Origin of the sequence: Pseudomonas juntendi, assembly GCF_021560075.1 — a bacterium.
Lineage (GTDB): Bacteria > Pseudomonadota > Gammaproteobacteria > Pseudomonadales > Pseudomonadaceae > Aquipseudomonas > Aquipseudomonas juntendi.
The window spans coordinates 4,982,593-5,004,522 of record NZ_CP091088.1 but is presented as its reverse complement, the minus strand read 5'-3'; the positions used below and the strand labels follow the sequence as shown (position 1 = coordinate 5,004,522).

At 64.9% G+C, this 21,930-nt stretch carries 18 protein-coding genes; 10 read left to right on the top strand and 8 right to left on the bottom strand.

The genetic code is table 11. The features are described 5' to 3' along the window. Positions 1-2: 2 nt before the first annotated feature. The 5 genes from pyrR to gshB form a co-directional block, all read right to left on the bottom strand. Positions 3-521, bottom strand: coding sequence for a bifunctional pyr operon transcriptional regulator/uracil phosphoribosyltransferase PyrR (gene pyrR, locus L1P09_RS23150; protein ID WP_054905287.1), 519 nt, complete (start codon positions 519-521; stop codon positions 3-5). Between the two features lie 49 nt (positions 522-570). After that, positions 571-996: a Holliday junction resolvase RuvX gene (gene ruvX, locus L1P09_RS23145; RefSeq protein ID WP_054905286.1), complete on the bottom strand. Its 426-nt coding sequence runs from the start codon at positions 994-996 to the stop codon at positions 571-573. Continuing rightward, positions 996-1,565, bottom strand: a complete 570-nt coding sequence (locus L1P09_RS23140; protein WP_054905285.1) for a YqgE/AlgH family protein — start codon at positions 1,563-1,565, stop codon at positions 996-998. The genes ruvX and L1P09_RS23140 overlap by 1 nt, the downstream gene beginning before the upstream one ends. 357 nt (positions 1,566-1,922) lie before the next feature. After that, on the bottom strand, positions 1,923-2,828 hold the full coding sequence (locus L1P09_RS23135) for an energy transducer TonB (RefSeq protein WP_054904979.1): 906 nt from the start codon (positions 2,826-2,828) through the stop codon (positions 1,923-1,925). 91 nt (positions 2,829-2,919) lie between these two features. Beyond that, positions 2,920-3,873 (bottom strand): glutathione synthase, encoded by a 954-nt coding sequence (gshB, locus tag L1P09_RS23130; protein WP_054904978.1) that lies wholly within the window; start codon positions 3,871-3,873, stop codon positions 2,920-2,922. A 242-nt stretch (positions 3,874-4,115) separates the two neighbouring features. On the opposite strand from gshB, the gene L1P09_RS23125 reads away from it, so the two are divergent. The 7 genes from L1P09_RS23125 to trhA all read left to right on the top strand — a co-directional run bounded on the left by L1P09_RS23125 (position 4,116) and on the right by trhA (position 13,739). Beyond that, positions 4,116-4,517, top strand: coding sequence for a response regulator (locus tag L1P09_RS23125; protein WP_009682818.1), 402 nt, complete (start codon positions 4,116-4,118; stop codon positions 4,515-4,517). Between the two features lie 47 nt (positions 4,518-4,564). Then, entirely contained in the window at positions 4,565-4,930 is a 366-nt protein-coding gene (pilH, locus tag L1P09_RS23120) for a twitching motility response regulator PilH (protein WP_054904977.1), read from the top strand. After that, positions 4,927-5,481 (top strand): chemotaxis protein CheW, encoded by a 555-nt coding sequence (locus tag L1P09_RS23115; RefSeq protein ID WP_029887363.1) that lies wholly within the window; start codon positions 4,927-4,929, stop codon positions 5,479-5,481. Before pilH ends, L1P09_RS23115 begins: the two co-directional genes overlap by 4 nt. Before the next feature lie 47 nt (positions 5,482-5,528). Further along, complete coding sequence (locus L1P09_RS23110; protein WP_225624749.1) at positions 5,529-7,553, top strand: methyl-accepting chemotaxis protein; 2,025 nt, start codon at positions 5,529-5,531, stop codon at positions 7,551-7,553. A 48-nt stretch (positions 7,554-7,601) separates the two neighbouring features. Continuing rightward, positions 7,602-12,551, top strand: a complete 4,950-nt coding sequence (locus tag L1P09_RS23105) for a hybrid sensor histidine kinase/response regulator (RefSeq protein WP_192441167.1) — start codon at positions 7,602-7,604, stop codon at positions 12,549-12,551. Beyond that, a complete protein-coding gene (locus L1P09_RS23100; protein WP_235768152.1) occupies positions 12,544-13,005 on the top strand; it encodes a chemotaxis protein CheW in 462 nt (153 codons plus the stop codon). The genes L1P09_RS23105 and L1P09_RS23100 overlap by 8 nt, the downstream gene beginning before the upstream one ends. 116 nt (positions 13,006-13,121) lie before the next feature. Next, the gene (gene trhA, locus L1P09_RS23095) at positions 13,122-13,739 is read left to right on the top strand and encodes a PAQR family membrane homeostasis protein TrhA (RefSeq protein WP_054904973.1); all 618 of its coding nucleotides are present in this window, start codon (positions 13,122-13,124) and stop codon (positions 13,737-13,739) included. Here trhA and L1P09_RS23090 read toward each other — a convergent pair whose 3' ends face one another. Beyond that, positions 13,740-14,459: a 16S rRNA (uracil(1498)-N(3))-methyltransferase gene (locus tag L1P09_RS23090; RefSeq protein WP_054904972.1), complete on the bottom strand. Its 720-nt coding sequence runs from the start codon at positions 14,457-14,459 to the stop codon at positions 13,740-13,742. It lies immediately after the preceding gene. A gap of 70 nt (positions 14,460-14,529) precedes the next feature. Next, positions 14,530-15,936, bottom strand: coding sequence for an adenosylmethionine--8-amino-7-oxononanoate transaminase (locus L1P09_RS23085; protein WP_029887358.1), 1,407 nt, complete (start codon positions 15,934-15,936; stop codon positions 14,530-14,532). A 225-nt stretch (positions 15,937-16,161) separates the two neighbouring features. Here L1P09_RS23085 and L1P09_RS23080 point away from each other — a divergent pair, with 225 nt between their 5' ends. The 3 genes from L1P09_RS23080 (at position 16,162) to L1P09_RS23070 (ending at position 19,450) form a co-directional block, all read left to right on the top strand. Beyond that, positions 16,162-18,033 carry a flavin monoamine oxidase family protein gene (locus L1P09_RS23080; RefSeq protein ID WP_235768151.1) on the top strand — a complete coding sequence of 624 codons (1,872 nt, stop codon included), beginning with the start codon at positions 16,162-16,164 and terminating at the stop codon, positions 18,031-18,033. 254 nt (positions 18,034-18,287) lie between these two features. Then, the gene (locus tag L1P09_RS23075; RefSeq protein WP_029887356.1) at positions 18,288-18,839 is read left to right on the top strand and encodes a cytochrome b; all 552 of its coding nucleotides are present in this window, start codon (positions 18,288-18,290) and stop codon (positions 18,837-18,839) included. Positions 18,840-18,871: 32 nt separating this feature from the next. Then, the gene (locus L1P09_RS23070; protein ID WP_009682831.1) at positions 18,872-19,450 is read left to right on the top strand and encodes a YceI family protein; all 579 of its coding nucleotides are present in this window, start codon (positions 18,872-18,874) and stop codon (positions 19,448-19,450) included. 405 nt (positions 19,451-19,855) lie between these two features. Here L1P09_RS23070 and L1P09_RS23065 read toward each other — a convergent pair whose 3' ends face one another. After that, complete coding sequence (locus tag L1P09_RS23065) at positions 19,856-21,748, bottom strand: DEAD/DEAH box helicase (protein WP_054904970.1); 1,893 nt, start codon at positions 21,746-21,748, stop codon at positions 19,856-19,858. Between the last annotated feature and the right edge of the window lie 182 nt (positions 21,749-21,930).

The following is a 21,930-nucleotide window of genomic DNA, read 5'->3' as shown; positions in this document are numbered from 1 at the left end:
TCTTAAAGGGCGGAAGCGGGGGCGAGGTCCTGGCGCTCGAGGGCGAGCGGTGCGGGTCCGGTCAATTTTACCCGTTCATCGGGGGCCAGCGACAGGGTGGTGCCGACCACATTCGGGCGGATTGGCAGTTCGCCGGCATCCAGGTCCACCAGGCAGACCAGGGTGACGCTGGCCGGGCGGCCATAATCGAACAGTTCGTTGAGCGCCGCGCGGATGGTGCGGCCGCTCATCAGCACGTCATCCACCAACACCAGGTGCTGACCTTCGACTTCGAACGGCAGCTCGGACGGGCGTACCTGCGGGTGCAGGCCATTCTGGCTGAAGTCATCGCGGTAGAACGAGACGTCCAGGGTACCCATGGCACTCTCGTCGCCCATGGCCTCCTGCAGGGCCTGGGCAACCCAGACACCACCTGTACGAATACCGATGTAACGCGGCCCGCTGATGCTGCGGCGGGCCAGGTGGGCGCGAAGGTCGACAGCCATCTGCCGGACCAGCTCGGCGGGGTTGGGTAGGCTCATTGCGGGCTCCTCGGAAGGGTGCGCCGGGCGTGGCCGGCGGCAAAGATGATCAGGTATTGGCCTCCAGCCAGCCTTGCAGCAACAGGGCCGCGGCGATGGCATCGACCGGGTTGTCGCGGTAGCTGCCGCGCTGGCCGCCACGGGCCATGCGCTCGCCTTTGGCCTCGAAAGTGGTCAGGCGCTCGTCGTGGGTGTGCACGGGCAGGTTGAAGCGGCCATTGAGGCGGCGGGCAAATTTTTCGGCGCGGGCGCTCATTTCGCTGGGCGTGCCGTCCATGTTCAATGGCAGGCCGACGACGATGGCGTCCGGCTTCCATTCGGCAATCAGCTTTTCCACCTGGGCCCAGTCCGGCACGCCGTTCTGCGCCTTCAGCGTGCACAGCTCACGGGCCTGGCCGGTGATGACCTGGCCGACGGCCACACCGATCTGTTTGCTGCCATAGTCGAAACCCAGCAGCAGGCGTAGTTCGGTCATCAGGCGTGGCCCGCCTGGCTGGTCAGCAGGTGCAGGTTGATGCCCAGGCTGGCGGCGGCGGCCTCCAGGCGCAGGTCACTGGCCATTTCAAAGATGATTTGCGGGTCGAACGGGCAGTTGAGCCAGGCATTTTCGGCCAGCTCCGCTTCCAGCTGGCCGGCTTCCCAGCCGGCATAGCCGAGCGTGATCAGGCTTTGCTTGGGGCCGACCCCGGCGGCAATGGCCAGCAGGATGTCCTGCGACGTGCTCAGCGTCAGCCCTTCCAGCGCCACGCTCGCCTGGAAGCTGCACTCGCTGCTGTGCAGCACGAAGCCACGGTCGGTCTGCACCGGGCCGCCCTGGTAGATCGGCACTTGCAAAGTGCTGTCCGGCGGCGTTTCGTCCGGGCGCAATTGCTCGAGAATATCGGCCAGGCTCAGTTCCTGCGGCCGATTCACCACCAGGCCCATGGCACCATGGGCGTTGTGCTCGACAATGTACGTGAGGGTCTGGGCGAAGTTCGGATCGGCCATGTGCGGCATGGCGATCAGGAACTGATGCTTGAGGTAGCTCGGGGCGAGGGTTTTCATGGGGGATAGTGTGGCGCCAGGTGGCGGGGCTGACAAGGTCCGCTTTGTGTCGTTTGGTTGGTCAGTGTCTTGAGGGTTTTGTTGGTTGTGAGATCGAGCGCCGCCCGCGCGGCGCATCGCGAGCTGCGCTCGCTCCTACGTTTGTTTCGGGCCAATAAATCCTGTGCCCATCGCGCGCGACCGTCTTGGCGCATGGCTCACTATGGAAGGGTACAGACAAGGCGGTCGCGCGCCGCCATCACAGGCATGACTGGCCCGAAACAAACGTAGGAGCGAGCGCAGCTCGCGATGCGCCGCGCGGGCGGCGCTCGATATCCGCGCCACCGCATATCGCAAGCCCTAAACCCAAGGCATAACTCAGTTACTGGACAAACGGTCCCCACGGGCAAAGCGCCAGGTGCGGATGATCTCCAGGCGGTCGAATTCGGCCAGGTCCCCGGTAAACGGTGCGAACGGCGCCGCCAGCCGCACGATACGCTGCGCTGCCTGGTCCAGCACCGGCTGGCCGGACGACTCCAGTACCAGCACTTCGTACAGCGAGCCGTCGCGGTTGATCGAGACCATCATGCGCAGGTTGCCGTAGATCTGCTGCCGGCGCGCCTCGTCGGGGTAGTTGAGGTTGCCCACCCGCTCGACTTTCTTGCGCCACTCTTCCTTGTACCAGGCGCCCTTGTCGCGCATGGTCGAGGCAGCGTTCAGGCGGTGGATGCGCGGGCGCTTGGCGTACAGTTGCTGTTCGTTGGACAGCTCTGCCTCCAGGCTGGCGATCTGGCTGGACAGCTGCGAACTGTCGAAGTCCGGGGCGGGCGCGGCTGGCTTGGGTTGCGCCTTGCTGGGCTTGGGCTTGGGCTCGACCTTGTGCGCCTTGGGCGCGGTGGTCACCACCGCCGACTTCTGCGGGGTTGGTGGCGGCACTACTTCCGGCTTGGCTGCCGGCGGGGGGGTGATCTTGTTGATCTTGCTGTCCTGGAACGGCGCCACTTCGGTGGTCTTGGGCACCGCCTTCTTGTCCAGGGTGCCGCTGCCTTGCTGGTTGTCCTGGGCCTGAAAATCAGCTTTCTCCGGCGGTTTTTCGCTTTTGAAGGTGGCCAGGGTAATGTCCATGGTATGGCGGATTTCGGCAGGCTTGACCACGGTGAAACCGACGCCGAGGATCAGCGCCAGGTGCACCAGCGCAGCCAGGAACAGCGTGAAACCGAGCCGGTCCACTGGGCGAACGCGTGGGGGCAGCAGGTCGGAAGGGATATCAGCGGGCAGCGTCATCGGGTATCCAGCAACCGCAGGGCGGGGCAGCAGGCCAGGCAAATGGGACCCGCATCATACCCCACTCCGGGTAAATGCCGTGCGTCGGCGGTCAGCGCGCCTGCAACTGGCGATCAATGGCATCCATCAGCTTGCCGCCGATATCGGTGTTGTAGGCGTTGTCGATTTCGCGAATGCAGGTCGGGCTGGTGACGTTGATCTCGGTGAGGTAATCGCCGATCACGTCGAGGCCCACGAACAACAGGCCTTTCTCGCGCAGGGTTGGCCCCACCTGGGCGGCAATCCAGCGGTCCCGGTCGCTCAGCGGGCGCGCCTCGCCGCGGCCACCGGCAGCCAGGTTGCCACGGGTTTCGCCGCTGGCCGGAATGCGCGCCAGGCAGTAGTCGACCGGCTCGCCGTCGATCATCAGGATGCGCTTGTCGCCGTCCTTGATCGCCGGCAGGTAGGCCTGTGCCATGATCTGCTGGGCACCCAGCGCGGTCAGGGTTTCGAGGATCACCGACAGGTTCGGGTCGCCCACCCGATGGCGGAAGATCGACGTGCCGCCCATGCCATCCAGCGGTTTGAGGATCACGTCACCATGCTTGGCGGCAAACTCGCGGATGATGTCCGGGCGGCGGCTGACCAGCGTCGGTGGCGTGCACTGCGGGAACAGCGTGGCGAACAGTTTTTCGTTGCAGTCACGCAGGCTTTGCGGGCGGTTGACCACCAGCACGCCATCGTTCTCGGCTTGCTCCAGCAGGTAGGTGCTGTAGACGAACTCCATGTCGAACGGCGGGTCCTTGCGCATCAGGATCACGTCCAGCTCGGCCAGGGTGCTGTCCTGTTCTTCGCCCAGCTCGAACCAGCGGGCCGGGTCGGCGAAAACGTTCAGCGGGCGCATGCGTGCACGGGCTTTGCCTTCGCCCTGGTACAGGTCGCGCTGCTCCATGTAGAACAGGCTCCAGCCGCGTGCCTGGGCGGCCAGCAGCATGGCCAGCGAGCTGTCCTTTTTGTAGGAGATGGACGCGATCGGGTCCATGACAATGCCGAGGCGAACGCTCATGGGGTGGTTCCTCTTGGCGGCGCGTTGCCGCGATGGGTCGGAAGAAAAGTGGCTCAGGGTGGCGCTGTGAACGCCGCTGGTCAAGGGGCGGCGCAGATGGAACGGCCACCCGGAGTGTGTTAAAAATGCAGCTGCAAGCCCTTGGCTCCAAGCCTCAAGAGCAAAGCAGCCGCGTGCCGGCTGGGCTTTTGTTGTACCTTGCCGCTTGCAACTTGCAGCTCAATTCCTACGGGTAGGCGTCTATGGAACAACCCCTGAAGGTGATGGTGATCGACGACTCGCGCACGATCCGCCGCACTGCGCAGATGTTGCTCGGTGAAGCCGGCTGCGAGGTGATCACCGCCAGCGATGGCTTCGATGCCCTGGCCAAGATCGTCGATCACCGCCCCGGCATCATCTTCGTCGACGTGTTGATGCCGCGCCTGGACGGCTACCAGACCTGCGCCATCATCAAGCACAACAGCGCCTTCAAGGACACCCCGGTGATCCTGTTGTCGTCGCGCGACGGGCTGTTCGACAAGGCCCGCGGCCGGGTAGTCGGCTCTGATCAGTTTCTGACCAAGCCGTTCAGCAAGGAAGAACTGCTCGACGCAATCCGTGCCCATGTGCCCGGTTTTGCGGCACCTGAACCACAAGCACCCTGACCGCGCCCCGCCATGGCACGGTTCTACTTTCCTGATGGGGTAACAGCATGGCCCGAGTTCTGATTGTCGACGACTCGCCGACAGAGATGCAACGTTTGACCGAGTTTCTTGAAAAGCATGGCCATCAAGTGAGCAAGGCCGAAAACGGTGCCAATGGCGTGGCCCTGGCCCGGCAAGAAAAGCCGGACGCCGTGCTGATGGACGTCGTCATGCCGGTCATGAACGGCTTCCAGGCCACCCGCCAGCTCAGCAAAGACCCGGAAACCAGTGCCATCCCGGTGATCATGGTCACCACCAAGGACCAGGAGACCGACCGCATCTGGGCCACCCGCCAGGGCGCCCGCGACTTCCTCACCAAACCGGTGGGCGAAGAGGCGCTGATCGCCAAGCTCAAAGAAGTGCTGGGGGCTTGACCAGCCGCCCGCAGGGCGCGTCACTGACCGCCTTCGAGTTGTTGCTGGACATCGACCGGCGCTGCCGTTTGCTGGTCGCTGACCAGCCGCCGCAAGACAACCGCCTGCAAGAGTGGAGTGGCATTGGCTTTCGCACCGCCGGGCAATGGTTCGTCGCGCCCATGGGCGAGGTGGCCGAGGTGCTGCGCGAGCCGCGTAGCAGCCGGGTACCGGGGGTGCAGCCATGGGTCTGCGGCGTGGCCAACCTGCGTGGCCGGTTGTTGCCGGTAATGGACCTGAGCAGCTTCTTTGGCCTGGGCCACGCCGCCCCGGGCAAGCAGCGCCGGGTGCTGGTGGTGGACCACGACGACCTGTTCGTCGGCCTGCTGGTGGACGAAGTGCTCGGTTTGCAGCACTTTACCCTCGACAGCCTGCAACTGTCCCCGCCACAGCCGCTGATTCGTGCCGCTGCGCGCTTTGTGCAAGGGCACTTCCCGCGTGAACGCAATTGGGCGATCTTCAGCCCCTTCGCCCTGGCCCAGGCGCCGGGCTTTCTCGATGTGGCGCTATAGGACCTGCGAACGTGAACACACCCGCCGCCCCCGTCACGGCCACCACCGTGACCCCGCGTACCCGCAGCATCGCGCAGATCACCGTGCTGTTCCTGATCCTGATCCTGTCGATCATCCTGCTGTTCGCCAATTTCGCTTACCTGAACACCCAGTCCAACTACGACAAGCAGTACATCGGCCATGCCGGCGAGTTGCGCGTGCTGTCGCAGCGCATCGCCAAGAACGCCACCGAAGCCGCTGCAGGCAAGGCGTTGGCGTTCAAGTTGCTGTCGGATGCGCGCAACGATTTCGAGCGGCGCTGGGGCTACCTGCGCCAAGGTGACAAGGCCACCGGCCTGCCGCCGGCGCCGCCCGCCGTGCGTGATGAAATGGAAGCGGTGCGGCGTGACTGGGAAAACCTGCGCAAGAACACCGATACCATCCTGGCCACTGAACAGACGGTGCTGTCGCTGCACCAGGTGGCGGCGACCCTGGCCGAAACCGTGCCGCAACTGCAGGTGGAGTACGAAAAGGTCGTCGAGATCCTGCTGCAGAGCGGCGCCCCGGCCAACCAGGTGGCGGTGGCCCAGCGCCAATTGTTGCTGGCCGAGCGGATCCTCGGCTCGGTCAACACCGTGCTGGCCGGTGATGACGCGGCAGCCCAGGCGGCCGATGCGTTCGGGCGTGATGCCGGGCGTTTCGGCCAGGTGCTGCAAGGGATGCTCAACGGCGATGCGGGCATCCAGGTAACCCGAGTTGCAGATGCCGACGCCCGTGCCCGCTTGGCCGAAATTGCCGAGCTGTTCCAGTTCGTTGCCGGTTCGGTGGACGAAATTCTCGAAACCTCCCCAGAGCTGTTCCGGGTGCGCGAGGCGGCGGGCAATATCTTCAGCCTGTCGCAAACCCTGCTCGACGAGGCCTCGCACCTGGCCAACGGTTTTGAAAACCTGGCCGGCGGGCGCACCCTCGATACCGTGGGTGGCTACGCCCTGGGCCTGCTGGCCCTGGCTTCGATCATCCTCATCGGCCTGGTGATGGTGCGTACCACCAACCGCCAGCTGCGCGAGACGGCAGAAAAGAACGAACGCAACCAACAGGCAATCATGCGCCTGCTCGATGAAATCGAAGAGCTGGCCGATGGCGACCTGACGGTGACGGTTTCGGTCACCGAAGACTTTACCGGCGCCATTGCCGACTCGATCAACTATTCGGTCGACCAGCTGCGTGACCTGGTCGCTACCATCAACCACAGTGCGGTGCAGGTTGCCGCCGCCGTGCAGGATACGCAGAACACCGCGCGGCAGCTGGCCAAGGCCTCCGAGCAGCAGGCTGAGCAGATCAGCGAGGCGTCCGAGGCGGTGGGCGACATGGTCGAGTCGATCGACCGGGTTTCCGCACATGCCTATGAATCTGCCAAGGTTGCCGAGCGCTCGGTGGCCATCGCCAACAAGGGCAACGAGGTGGTGCACAACACCATCAACGGCATGGACAACATTCGCGAGCAGATCCAGGACACCGCCAAGCGCATCAAGCGGCTGGGCGAGTCGTCCCAGGAAATCGGCGATATCGTCAGCCTGATCGACGATATCGCCGACCAGACCAATATCCTTGCCCTGAACGCGGCGATCCAGGCCTCGCTGGCGGGCGAAGCCGGGCGCGGCTTTGCCGTGGTCGCCGACGAAGTGCAGCGCCTGGCCGAGCGCTCGTCGTCGGCCACCCGCCAGATCGAGGCGTTGGTGCGCACCATCCAGGCCGACACCAACGAAGCCGTCATATCCATGGAGCAAACCACCGCCGAGGTGGTGCGCGGTGCCCGCCTGGCCCAGGATGCCGGGGTGGCGCTGGCCGAGATCGAAGGGGTGTCGCAGAACCTTGCCGACCTTATCCACAGCATTTCCGACGCCGCGCAATTGCAGACCTCTTCGGCCGGGCAGATTTCCCACACCATGGCGGTGATCCAGCAGATCACTGCGCAGACTTCCGCCGGTTCTAGTGCGACCGCCGACAGTATTCGCCACCTGGCGCGCATGGCCAGCGAGATGCGCCGTTCGGTGTCTGGCTTCACCTTGCCACCACCTGCCGAGCCCAAGTGAACCGGCCTTGCGATGAGCCGTACTGATATGCCGCGCTGAGGAGTGCCCATGGCTGTAGCAGCACTAAGCCCCGAGCGCCACGATACCGTGGCGCTGGCCTGGACCAAGGCCGCCATCCTCGATTGCCTGGGCCAGGCCCGCCAGGCGCTGGAGCGCTTTGCCGGCGAGCCGGGCGAGCTGTCGATGCTGGCCTTCGTGGTCGACAACCTGCACCAGGTGCATGGTTGCCTGCGTATGCTCGAATTGCGCGGCGCAACACGCTTGGCCGAAGAGCTGGAGCTGTTCGCCAAGGCCTTGGCCGATGGCCAGGTCAGCCCGCGCGGGGATTGCCTGGGCGCATTGTTCCGCGGCCTCGAGCAATTGCCGGCGTACCTTGAACGCTTGCGTGGCGCGCGCCATGACCTGCCATTGGTGATGCTGCCGTTGCTCAACCAGTTGCGCGCCTGCCGGGGTGTCGAGCCGCTGGCCCAGGCCAGCCTGATCAGCGGCACGGCGCACCGCTTCGCCGGTGCCGATGACCTGGCCAACCTCGATCTGTCGCTGGGCAATTGGCGTGAACAGCTGCAGGCCGGGCCGGGCAGGGATGCCTTGCGCTCGGTAGTGACCGCGCTGTGCGACGACCTGATGCGCATCAAGGAGCGGCTTGACCAGTTCGTGCGGGGCGACCGTCAGCACCGTGAACAGCTTGACGCTTTGCTGGCGCCCCTGCGGCATGTCGCCGATACCCTCGCCGTGCTGGGCTTTCAGCAGCCACGGCGGGTGATCATCGACCAGGTGCTGGCCTTGCAGGCGCTGGCCGAGGGGGCGCGTGCCGTTGACGATGCGGTGCTGATGGATGTGGCAGGTGCGCTGCTGTACGTGGAGGCTACCCTCAACGGCATGGTCGGCCCGCTGGAGGAAAACGGCCAGGGCGGCCTGGCTGGCTCGGACCTGGCCGAGATTCGCCAGTTGGTGCTGAACGAGTCGCTGAATGTGCTGCAGCAGGCCAAGGACCTGATTGGCGATTGCCTGGAGTCCGGCTGGCCTCGGCAGCGCCTGCAACCCCTGCCGGGGTTGTTGCAGCAGGTTCGCGGGGCACTGGCCATGTTGATGCTGCCTGCGGTGGCCGAGCTGTTTGAGGGGTGTGCCGGCTATGTGCAGGGTTGGCTGCAACACCTGGAAGCGGAGCCGCCGGCCGATGAGCTGGCCCACCTGGCGCAGGCCCTGAGCGCGGCCGAGTGTTATCTGCAATGGCGTGTCGCAGATCCGCTGGCCGATGGCCAGCCCTTTATCGACACCGCACGGGCCAGCCTGGCTGCGCTTGGGGTGCAGTGTACGCAACCCACCGCCACTGAAGGCGCCGATGACAGCAGCGATGGCATCGATGATGAGCTGCGCGAGGTGTTCCTCGAAGAGGCCGGTGAGCTGTTACCGGAAATCGAGCGGCACTGGCTGCGCTGGCGTGCCGATAACCAGCAGATGGCAGCACTGGGCGATGTTCGGCGCGCCTTGCACACGCTCAAGGGCAGTGGGCGTATGGTCCATGCCGAAGCCGTGGCCGAACTGGCGTGGGGCGCCGAACACCTCTTGAACCGTGTAATCGAAGGCCGCAGGGCGCTCAGCGCCCAGGGCGTGGTGGCGCTGCAGCAAGCCTTCGTACAGTTGCCAGACCTGCTGGCCGACTTTGCCGCAGGCCAGTTACCGCAGCTGAGCGACATCGAACGACTGGCTGGGCATCTGCATGGCCTGGCTGAAAACGACCCACCCGCGGTCGCCGACCTCGATGGCCTCGACCCGCAGTTGCTGGACATCTTCCGCAGCGAAGCGCAAGGCCACCTGGCCAGTCTCGACGCCTTCCTGCAGGGTGCCGGCGGCCATGACACGCCGGTCAGCGATGACCTGCAACGTGCCTTGCACACGCTCAAGGGCAGCGCCGCCATGGCCGGGGTGATGCCGCTTGCCGAACTGGCCACGGCCTTCGACCGCCTGGTACGCGAATACAAGGGCCACCAGTTACCGCTGCAGATGGCTGAAGTCGAGTGGCTTGAGGCTGCCCGGGCGTTGTTCCAGCTGGGCCTGGCGCAACTGGACAGCACCCCGCTGGCCGCCATTGCCGGGGCCTCGGACCTGATCGAGCGGGTTGGCCAGGCAGTGGACGAGCGGCTGGCCAGCCTGCACGCCGACCCTCAGCAGCAGCGGCGCGGCAGGCATGACCCGCAGTGGGTGGCCAGTTTCCTCGCGCAAGCGATGGATACCCTGCTCAACGCCGAATCGTTGCTGTCGCGTTGGCAGCAGCAGCCCGGCCAACGCGATGCGCTGGACACCCTGCTGGATGAAATGACCACGCTGGGCCATGCCGCGCACCTGGCCGACCTTCGCCCAATGGATGACCTGTGCGAGGCCCTGCTCGACCTCTATGGTGCCGTGGAGGAGGGCAGCCTGGCTGCCGATGCAGGTTTCTTCGCCCTCGCCCAGGGTGCCCATGAAGCCCTGATGGACATGCTCGATGAAGTGGCGGCCGGCCAGGATGTAGCGCCGCGCCCGGAACTGGTCGAGCGCCTGCGTGCGCTGCTGGACCAGGCGCTGGCCCCGGATGCCACCGGCCTGGTGGGTATCGACGCGGTCACCCCGCTGCACCCGGACATGGACCTGACCGACGCCTTGGGCCTGGGCTTGCCACGCCCGTCACTGCCGCCGGAAGTGGCCGAGCCCCAGGTCGAGGAGGCCGAAAGCCCTGGCGAGGAGTTGTTGGAGGTATTCCTCGAAGAAAGCTCGGACATCGTCGAAAGCGCCGCTGCAGCCCTGGCCCGCTGGCAAGCCGACCCGCGCAACAGCGTCGAGGTGGACAACCTGATGCGCGACCTGCACACCCTCAAGGGCGTGGCGCGCATGGTCGAAATCACCCCAATCGGCGACCTTGCCCATGAGCTTGAGTTTCTCTACGAACTGCTGGCCGCTGGCCGCCTGCCACCCAGTGCACCGTTGTTCGCCTTGCTGCAGAACTGCCACGATCGACTGGCCCAAATGCTCGACGCCGTGCGCCTGGGGCAGCCGCTGCACGCGGCCACGGCGCTGATCGACTACATACGCAATTTCAGCAGCGCGGCACTGACCGACAGTGCCGCAGGCCAGGGGCCGCAAGATGCCAGCGCTGCCGAAGTGCCGGCAGCGGCACCTGAGCGCGCCGCCGGCGACATGGTCAAGGTCGATGCCGAACTGCTCGACGACCTGGGCAACCTGGCAGGTGAGCACTCGATCATCCGTGGGCGCATCGAGCAGCAGGTCAACGATGCGCAGTTTGCCCTCAACGAAATGGAAACCACCCTTGAGCGCATGCGCGACCAGTTGTTGCGCCTGGATAGCGAGACCCAGGGGCGGATCTCCAGTCGCCAGCCGTTCGAGGGCGATGCCTACGACGATTTCGACCCCCTGGAGCTGGACCGCCATTCGCAGTTGCAGCAGCTGTCGCGAGCACTGTTCGAGTCTGCCTCGGACCTGCTCGACCTGAAGGAAACCCTGGCCCAGCGCGCCCAGGAGGCGTACAGCCTGCTGCAGCAACAGGCGCGGGTGAACAGCCAGTTGCAGGAGGGCCTGACCGCCACCCTGATGGTGCCTTTCGAACGCCTTGTACCGCGTTTGCAACGGGTGGTGCGCCAGGTGGCCAGCGAGCTGGGCAAGCAAGTGGAGCTGGTGGTCGGCAACGCCGAGGGCGAACTGGACCGCAGCGTGCTCGAACGCATGGTGGCGCCGCTGGAGCACATGCTGCGCAACGCCGTGGACCATGGCCTGGAAAGCCGCGAAATGCGCCTGGCTGCGGGCAAGCCGGAGCTGGGTACCATCCACCTGAACTTGCTGCACGAAGGCGCCGATATCGTCATCGAAATGACCGACGACGGTGCCGGCGTGCCACTGGAGGCTGTACGGCGCAAGGCGATCAAACGCGGCTTGCTGGACCCGCAGGCGCACTTGAGCGACCACGAGATCCTGCAGTTCATCCTGCGCCCCGGCTTTTCCACCGCCGAGAAGATTACCCAGATCTCCGGGCGTGGCCTGGGCATGGACGTGGTGCACGAGGAGGTCAAGCAGCTGGGCGGTTCGATGAGCATCGAGTCGGCCCAGGGTAAAGGCGCGCGGTTCCTGATTCGCCTGCCGTTCACGGTGTCGATCAACCGCGCCTTGATGGTGCACCTGGGCGAGGAACAGTACGCCATCCCGCTCAATACCATCGAGGGCATCGTCCGCGTGCCGCCTGCCGAGCTGGCGGCGTGCTACCAACTGGACACGCCACGCTATGTGTATGCCGGCCACGAATACGAGTTGCGTTACCTGGGCGAGTTGCTGCAAGGCATGCCGCGCCCGAGCTTGCTGGGGCAAAGTGTGCCGCTGCCGGTGCTGCTGGTGCATTCCAAGGAGCAGTCGTTCGCGATCCAGGCCGATGCCTTGTCACCCAGCCGGGAGATCGTGGTGAAAAGCCTGGGGCCGCAATTTGCCGCCGTTGCCGGGCTTTCCGGGGCGACGTTGCTGGGCGATGGGCGGGTCGTGCTGATTCTCGACCTGCTGGGCCAGCTGCGTGGCCAGCAGCGCAGGTTGGCGCGCCTGCCCGGGGGCGGCAACCCGCGCCAGTTGCCCGGCCCGGTACCGCGCCGCGCCCTGCTGGTGATGGTGGTGGACGACTCGGTCACGGTGCGCAAGGTCACCAGCCGCCTGCTGGAACGCCACGGCATGAGCGTGCTCACGGCCAAGGACGGTGTCGATGCCATGGCGTTGCTGCAGGAGCACCGCCCCGATGTGCTGCTGCTGGACATCGAGATGCCGCGCATGGACGGCTTCGAAGTCGCTACGCGTATCCGCCGTGATGAGCGGCTCAAAGACCTGCCTATCATCATGATCACCTCGCGTACCGGGCAGAAGCACCGCGACCGGGCCATGGCGATTGGCGTGAACGAATACCTGGGCAAGCCGTACCAGGAGTCGTTGCTGTTGCAAAGTATCGCCCAGTGGAGCCAGACCCATGCTTGAACTGATTGCCGGCCAGCGCAGCAGCCTGACCGGGTTGTTGCTGCCCTTGGGTGACCGGACCCTGGTGCTACCGAACGTGGCGGTGGCCGAGTTGAGCGGCCAACGCAACCTGTTGTGCCAGCGCGGCGACCCGCCCTGGCACCTGGGCTGGATCGACTGGCGCCAGCAGCGCCTGCCGCTGATCGGTTTCGAGGCTGCCTGCGGTGGCGAAACACCGTGCGGGGAGCGGGCGCGGGTGGTGGTGCTCAATGCCTTGGGCGACACCGGCCTGCGCTACCTGGCATTGCTGCTGCAAGACATTCCGCGCTCCTGCAAGCTCGACAGCCAGCTCAACTATGTGGACGTGGCGCTGGGGCGGCTGGAGTTGGCCGCAGTGCAGGTGGGCGAGCAAGTGGCGCGGGTGCCGGACCTGGTTGCGCTGGAAAGGCTGGTGCGTGACGCGCAATTGCCATAGCAGCGCTTGAAGTTTCAAACTTGAGGTTGCGAGCTTGAGGGCGGTGTTCGTTTCACCGTGATCGGCTTGCAGCTTGCCGCTTGAAACTAGCCGCTCCTAGAGAGGTCTGTGTTTGCATGTATTACGGTGAACGCTTCAATGCCTGGACGCACCTGGTCGGTGCCATCCTGGCCACCATCGGTGCCATCTGGCTGATCGTGGTTGCGGGTATGCAAGGTGACCCGTGGAAGATCGTCAGTTTCTCCATCTACGGCAGCACCTTGCTGTTGCTGTACAGCATCTCCACCCTCTACCACAGCACGCGCGGCCGGGCGAAGGTGATCATGCGCAAGCTCGATCACTTGTCGATCTACCTGCTGATTGCCGGCAGCTATACACCGTTTTGCCTGGTCAGCCTGCATGGCCCGTGGGGCTGGAGCCTGTTCGGCGTGGTCTGGGGGCTGGCAGTGATTGGCATGTTGCAGGAAATCAAGCCCCGCTCCGAAGCGCGGATCCTGTCGATCATCATCTACGCGGTGATGGGCTGGATCGTACTGGTGGCGGTCAACCCCCTGCTGCAAGCACTGGGCACCGCCGGCTTTGCCTGGCTCGCCGCCGGCGGAGTGTTCTATACCGTGGGCATCATCTTCTTCGCCCTCGACAGCCGCCTGCGCCACGCGCACGGTATCTGGCACCTGTTCGTGATCGCCGGCAGCCTTTTGCACTTTGTGGCGGTGTCGTTCTACGTGCGTTAGTTAAAAGTCGCCCCACAACTGCTGCGCTACCGACAGCGCCACTACCGGTGCGGTTTCGGTGCGCAGCACGCGCGGGCCGAGGCGTGCGGCCTGGAAGCCTGCGCTTTGCGCCTGTTCGACTTCAGCGTCGCCAAGGCCGCCTTCAGGGCCGATCAAGAAGGCCAGGGTGGCGGGCCTGGCATGGCTTGTGAGCGGCTCGGCCACCGGGTGCAGCACCAGCTTCAGCTCAGCCTGGGTGCTGCTCAGCCATTCGGCCAGGGTGATGGGTGGGTTGATGGCCGGCAAGGTGGAGCGGCCGCATTGTTCGCAGGCGCTGATTGCCACCTGGCGCCAGTGCGCCAGGCGCTTGTCGGCGCGCTCGTCTTTGAGGCGCACTTCGCAGCGCTCGCTGATGATAGGCGTGATGGCGTTGGCGCCCAGTTCGGTGGCTTTCTGGATCGCCCAGTCCATCCGCTCGCCGCGGGACAGGCCTTGGCCAAGGTGGATGTGCAAGGGCGAATCGGCCTGGCCGGCAAACGCCTGGTCGAGGCTGACGCGTACGGTTTTCTTGCCCACTTCAAGCAAATGGCCACGGTATTCCTGGCCGCTGCCATCAAACAGCTGCACGGCGTCGCCGGGGGCCATGCGCAAGACGCGGCCAATATAGTGGGCCTGGGCCTCGGGCAGGTCATGCTCGCCAAGGCTCAGGGGGGCATCGATGAAAAAGCGGGACAGTCTCATGTAGTGCTCGTTGGCAAAGGGAAACGCGCCCTGGGTAGGAGCGGCCTTGTGTCGCGAAAGGGCTGCACGATCAGCCCGGGTCGCGGAAGTCGGGGTGGAAGTTGGCCGGCACCGCCACGCTGATGCGCTCGCGGGTGGCAAGGTCGATGCCTTCGCTGGCGACCTCGGCAAGGAAGTCGATCTGCTCGGGGGTGATCACGTACGGCGGCAGGAAGTACACCACGCTGCCCAACGGGCGCAACAGCGCGCCGCGGCTCAAGGCGTGTTCGAACACCTTCAGGCCCCGCCGCTGTTGCCAGGGGTAGGCGACCTTGCCCGCTTTGTCCTGAACCATCTCGATGGCCAGCGCCATGCCGGTCTGGCGGATTTCGGCCACGTGGGCGTGGTCGGCCAGGTGGGCGGTGGCGCTGGCCATGCGTGCGGCCAGGGCCTTGTTGGCCTCGATCACGTTGTCCTCGGCAAAGATGTCCAGGGTCGCCAGCGCCGCTGCGCACGCCAGCGGGTTGCCGGTGTAGCTGTGCGAGTGCAGGAACGCCCGCAGGGTCGGGTAATCGTCATAGAAGGCCTGGTACACCTTGTCGGTGGTCAGGCAGGCCGCCAGTGGCAGGTAGCCCCCGGTAAGGGCCTTGGACAGGCACAGGAAGTCTGGGCGGATGCCGGCCTGCTCGCAGGCGAACATCGTGCCGGTACGGCCAAAGCCCACCGCGATTTCATCGTGAATCAGGTGCACGTCGTAGCGGTCGCAGGCCTCGCGCAACAGCTTGAGGTACACCGGGTGGTACATGCGCATGCCGCCGGCGCCCTGGATCAGCGGCTCCACGATCACCGCCGAAATGGTCTCGTGGTGCTCGGCCAGGGTCTGTTCCATGCTGGCAAACATGTTGCGCGAATGCTCTTCCCAGCCCATGCCCTCGGGGCGCAGGTAGCAGTCCGGGCTCGGCACCTTGAGGGTATCGAGCAGCAGCGCCTGGTACGTCTCGGTGAACAGCGGCACATCGCCGACCGACATCGCGGCGATGGTTTCGCCGTGGTAGCTGTTGGTCAGGGTGACGAAGCGTTTCTTGCCTGGCTTGCCGACGTTCTGCCAGTAGTGGAAGCTCATCTTCAACGCGACTTCGATGCACGATGAGCCGTTGTCGGCGTAGAACACCCGGTCAAGCCCGGCCGGGGTCATGGCCACCAGGCGCTCGGACAGCTCGATCACCGGCTGATGGCTGAAGCCGGCCAGGATCACGTGTTCCAGCTGGTCGACCTGGTCCTTGATGCGCTGGTTGATGCGCGGGTTGGCGTGGCCGAACACATTGACCCACCAGCTGCTCACCGCGTCCAGGTAACGCTTGCCTTCGAAGTCTTCGAGCCATACGCCTTCACCGCGCCTGATCGGGATCAGCGGCAGTTGCTCATGGTCTTTCATCTGGGTGCAGGGGTGCCACAGGACCTTGAGGTCACGTTGCATCCACTGATCATTGAGGCCCATCGGCACTTCTCCTGGCTTTGCGGCGTGGTTCGACCGCGTAAGCCTAAGCAATGCCGCAGGGTAGGACAACCGCCGGGCGGCAGCAGGTAAAATTGTCAGTTGGCAAGGGCACTTGATATCACTGCGCTGGCAGGGCCGGCACGGCTGACGTATTCTTAACGCATCTCGCTCGGGGCATTTCTGCCCCTCCTCGTTCCTGTAACCTCTGACTCGGAGTTCGCCGACATGGCTGCTGCTTGGGTGCGCCTGTGCGCGTTGGTATTGATTGGTGTGTCCAGCGGCGCTGCGCTGGCGAAGGACAAGACACCCACGGCGATCGTCGTCGGCGGTGGCCTGGCGGGCCTTACGGCAGCCTATGAGCTGCAGAACAAAGGCTGGCAGGTGACCCTGCTGGAGGCCAAGGCCAGCATGGGCGGGCGCTCTGGCCTGGCCACCAGCGAGTGGATCGGCAACGCCAAGGCGCAACCTGTGCTCAATGAGTACCTCGAGCGCTTCAAGCTCACGACCCTGCCGGCGCCAGAGTTCGTGCGCACCCCGGGTTACCTGATCGACGGTGAGTACTTCAGCGCAACCGACCTGGCCACCAAGCAGCCGGCCACCGCCGAGGCACTCAAGCGTTACGAGAAAACCCTCGATGACCTGGCCCGCTCGATCGACGACCCGCTCAATCCGCAGGTCACCAGCACGCTGTTTGCCCTTGACCAGATCAACGTCGCCAGCTGGCTGGACAAGCTGCAACTGCCGGCCACCGCCCGGCAACTGATCAACCAGCAAATCCGCACCCGTTACGACGAACCGTCGCGCCTGTCGCTGCTGTACTTCGCCCAGCAGAACCGTGTTTACCGCAACGTCAGTGACCGTGACCTGCGGGCTGCGCGCCTGCCTGGCGGCAGCCCGGTGCTGGCCCAGGCCTTCGTCAAGCAGTTGAAGACCATCAAGACCAGCTCGCCGGTCACCGCCATCGTTCAGGATAAGGACAGCGTCACCGTCAAGGTCGGCAGTGTCGGTTACCAGGCCGATTACCTGGTCATGGCCGTGCCATTGCGCGCCCTGGCCAAGATCCAGATCACCCCGGGGCTGGACAGCCAGCACCTGGCGGCGCTCAAGGGCACCAACTATGGCTGGCGCGACCAGCTGATGCTCAAGTTCAAGAAGCCGGTCTGGGAAAGCCGCGCGCGCATGTCGGGCGAGGTGTTCAGCAACGCCGGTCTCGGCATGCTGTGGATCGAGCCGGCGCTGAAGGGCGGGGCGAACGTGGTGATCAACCTGTCCGGCGACAACGCCCGCCTGCTGCAGGCTTTCGGCGACAAGCAGATGGTCGACCAGGTGTTGATCCGTCTGCATGCCTTCTACCCGCAGGCGCGCGGTGCGTTCACCGGTTACGAGGTGAAGCGGTATAGCGTCGATGCCGGTACCGGCGGTGCCTACCTGGCCTACGGGCCGGGCCAGATCAGCAAGTTCTGGCGCCTGTGGGAGCGCCCGGTGCAGCGCATCACCTTTGCCGGTGAGCACACCGATGCCTTGTACCCGGGCACCCTGGAAGGCGCCCTGCGCAGCGGCCAGCGCGCCGCCAGCCAGGCACAGGACCTGCTGGCCGGCAAGTCGTTCGACCCGGCCAAGGCCGCGCCGGTCGCGGCCGCCGCCGCCGGTGCCGGGGCAGCTGCCGCGAGCAAGGGCGGGTTCTTCTCCAACCTGTTCGGGGGTTCGTCCGACAAGGCGGGCAAGGCTGAGCAGGCACCTGCCAAGGCTGAGTCCAAGGCAGGCGATGAGGCCAAACAAGACAAGCCAGGCTTCTTCAAGCGCCTGTTCGGTGGCGCTGACGCGCCAGAGGTCAAGGCCCAGCCGGTAGCCAAGGCTGACGAAGCGGCGCCGGTCGTTGCCCCTGCGCCAGCGCCCCAGGCAGCACCAGCACCAGCCCCAGCACCGGCACCGGCGGTGAAGGCGGCGCCAGCCAAGCCTGCTGCGGCCAAGGCCGCCCCTGCCAAGCATGCGCCAGCGCACAAGCCAGCACACAAGCCTGCCGAGAGCAAAAAGGCCAACGCCAAGTCGGAGCCGGCCAAGAAACCTGTCGCCAACCCGCAGGCCAAGGCGGGTTGACAGGTCGCAGTGCCGGCCTCTAGGTGGGTAACCCTGCTCCTGCGACGGACACTGTGGTCCTTGGCGGGAGCGGGCGCCCTGGTAGAGGCCGGCCCTGGCTATCCCATTCACAGCCGTTGGCGTTAATGTTTCCTTAATGGGAAGCGATCAGAATTTCTATCGGATTTATCGATAATCCGAAGCAACTTTTTCCGCTTTTATTCGATACGTTACGCGTTAGTCTGTGCACAGCTTTCACGGGGAAACACGTCAACATGCAACTGCGCAATTCACCTTCCCGCTACGGCGTGGTCAGCATCGTCCTGCACTGGGGCGTAGCACTGGCAGTCTTCGGCCTGTTCGGCCTGGGCCTGTGGATGGTCGGCCTCGACTACTACAGCCCGTGGCGCAAAGCCGGCCCGGACCTGCACAAGAGCATCGGCCTGGTGCTGCTGGCGGTAATGCTGTTGCGTGTAGTCTGGCGTTTCATCAGCCCGCCACCGCCGGCACCGGCCAACCATGGCAGCTTCACCCGCCTGGCGGCCAAACTGGGCCATCTGGCGCTGTATCTCGGGTTGTTTGCCGTGATGGGCGCCGGCTACCTGATTTCCACTGCCGACGGCGTTGGCATTCCGGTATTCGGCCTGTTCGAAGTGCCGGCGTTGATCAGTGACCTGCCGGACCAGGCAGACGTGGCAGGGGTGATCCACCTGTGGCTGGCCTGGGGCCTGGTGATTTTTGCCGTGCTGCATGGCCTGGCTGCTCTCAAGCACCATTTCATTGACCGTGACGCGACCCTGACCCGCATGCTGGGCCGCAAAGCTTGACCCTCAACCTCAATTGCATAGGAAGGAACAGGATGTTGAAAAAGACTTTTGCCGCTCTGGCGCTGGGTACCGCTCTGCTCTCCGCTGGCCAGGCCATGGCTGCCGAGTACAAGATCGACAAGGAAGGCCAGCACGCGTTCGTTGACTGGAAAATCAGCCACCTGGGCTACAGCTTCATCCACGGTACTTTCAAGGACTTCGACGGCAACTTCACTTGGGACAGCGCCAAGCCTGAAGCCAGCAAGATCAGCGTCGACCTGAAAACCGCCAGCCTGTGGTCGAACCACGCCGAACGTGACAAGCACATTGCCAGCGCTGACTTCCTGGACGTGAAAAAATACCCGGACGCCAAGTTCGTCTCCACCAGCGTGAAGTCGACTGGCGACAAGACCGCTGACGTGACTGGCGACCTGACCATGCACGGCGTGACCAAGCCGGTCACCTTCAAGGCAACCTTCAACGGTGAAGGCAAAGACCCATGGGGCGGGGAGCGTGCAGGCTTCAACGCGACCACCACGCTGAACCTGAACGACTTCGGCATCAAGGGCCCAGGCCCGGCTTCGCAAACCCTGGACCTGGATATCAGTGTCGAAGGCGTGAAGCAGAAGTAAGTATTGCGTTGCCCCTGAAAAACGCCGCCCATCGGGTAATGGCTGTCAGTTAAGTGTTATTGGGGCTGCTTTGCAGCCCTTCGCGGGCACGCCCGCTCCCACACGTTTTGCGCTGAACTCAAGAAATGCGCGATCCCCTGTGGGAGCGGGCGTGCCCGCGAAGGGGCGCAAAGCGGCCCCAAATTACTCAACTGACTGGCATTAGCCCATCGGGCGGCGTTTTTTTTGCTACCTGGGCTTAGCCCTTCGCGAGCACGCCCGCTCCCACACGTTTTGCGCTGAACTCAAGAAATGCGCGATCCCCTGTGGGAGCGGGCGTGCCCGCGAAGGGGCGCAAAGCGGCCCCAACTTACTTAACTGACTGGCATTAGCCCATCGGGCGGCGTCTTTTTTTGCTACCTGGGCTTAGCCCTTGCGGGTCAGCAGCGCCGGGCGCTCACCGCGGGGGCGGCTTGGCAAGTCATCCAGCTGCTCAGGCGTAGGGAAACGGTCGAGCTTGGATTCCTTGCGGATGATCACCGGCTGTTTTTCCGCCTGGCGCGGGTTGCGCACGGCTGGCTCCTGCCGGGCAGCATCGTCACGGGCCGGGCGACCACGGCCAGCGCCGCCATCACGACGGGCACCGCCTCGGTTGTTGGCGCGCGGCGGGCGTTTTTCGCCGCTGCTACCGCCGCTGCGCTGCTGGCCGCCGCTACGGGCTTGGCCCTGACCACCAGTGTTGCTGCGCTGACCATTGCCTTGGCCCTGGCCCTGACCGCCACCCGGGCGACGATTGCGGCCCTGGCTCTTGCCCTCGTAGGGGCTGACGTAGTCAGCGCGGTTTCCGAAGTTGTCGATCTCGTCGTCCAGGAACTCTTCCGGGTCACGGTCGGCCGGAACCTTCGGCACGCTGGGGCTGCTGCTGGCTTGTTGCTGCTGGCGCGGCTTCTTGTCACGCGGCTTGCGCGGCTGCTGTTGCCTGTCGCCGCTCTTTTCCTTGTCGGCGGGCTTTTCAGCTGTTTGCTGCTTGGCCTTGCCTTTGTCCTTGCCCTTGTCCTTGCGGCCGCCGTTGGCGTCTTTGCCACCTTCGCCGCGGGCCTGCTGGTTACGGCCACCGCGGCCGTTGTTCTGCGGGCGCTCGCGTACTTCGGGTTTTTCGGCTTCTACCTGGCTGGCGTCGAAGCCCATCAGGTCGCCATCGGGAATGCGCTGGCGAGTGACGCGCTCGATGCTCTTGAGTAGTTTTTCTTCATCCGGGGCGACCATGGAAATGGCCTCGCCCGAACGGCCGGCGCGGCCAGTACGGCCAATGCGGTGCACGTAGTCTTCCTCGACGTTCGGCAGCTCGAAGTTGACCACGTGTGGCAGTTGGTCGATGTCCAGGCCGCGGGCGGCGATGTCGGTGGCGACCAGTACCCGGACGCTGTTGGCCTTGAAGTCGGCCAGCGCCTTGGTACGAGCGTTCTGGCTCTTGTTGCCATGGATGGCGGCGGCGGTCAGGCCGTGCTTTTCCAGGTACTCGGCCAGGCGGTTGGCACCGTGCTTGGTTCGGGTGAACACCAGCACCTGTTCCCACGCACCGAGGGTGATCAGGTGCGCCAGCAGGGCACGCTTGTGGCTGGCCGGCAGGCGATACACGCGTTGCTCGATACGCTCCACGGTGGTGTTCGGCGGGGTGACTTCGATGCGCTCCGGGTTGTGCAGGAGCTTGTCGGCGAGGTCGGTGATGTCTTTGGAGAAGGTGGCCGAGAACAGCAGGTTCTGGCGCTTGGCCGGCAAGCGGGCAAGTACCTTCTTCACGTCGTGGATAAAGCCCATGTCGAGCATGCGGTCGGCTTCGTCCAGGACGAGTATTTCAACGTGGGCCAGGTCTACCTTGCCTTGGCCGGCCAGGTCGAGCAGGCGGCCAGGGCAGGCGACCAGTACGTCGACACCCTTGGCGATGGCCTGGATCTGAGGGTTCATGCCTACGCCGCCGAAGATGCAGGCGCTGACCAGGGGCAAGTCGCGGGCATACACCTTGAAGCTGTCATGCACCTGGGCGGCCAGTTCGCGGGTCGGGGTCAGTACCAGCACGCGGGGTTGGCGCGGGCCATGGCGCTGCGACTTGTCGGGGTGGCCGGCCGGGAACAGGCGCTCGAGAATCGGCAGGGCAAAGCCGCCGGTCTTACCAGTACCAGTCTGGGCGGCAACCATCAGGTCGCGGCCTTGCAACACGGCGGGAATGGCCCGCTGTTGCACGGGGGTCGGCTGGGTATAGCCCGCAGCTTCGATAGCGCGGACAAGAGCCTCGGAGAGACCGAGGGAAGCAAAGGACATGGGCGATCCTGTTCTCGTTTGGGCTGGGCCCGTATGGGATGTTCTGCCTGGCGCGACGGGCATCGTCGGGATGCGATCGCGTCCGGTCCAGCTGGGCTTTCACTGCACATCCGGGAAACGGAGGGTGGACGCGAAGGTGCGCCAGTGCCGATCGGGATGCCTGTTGCGAGGCCGAGCGTCCG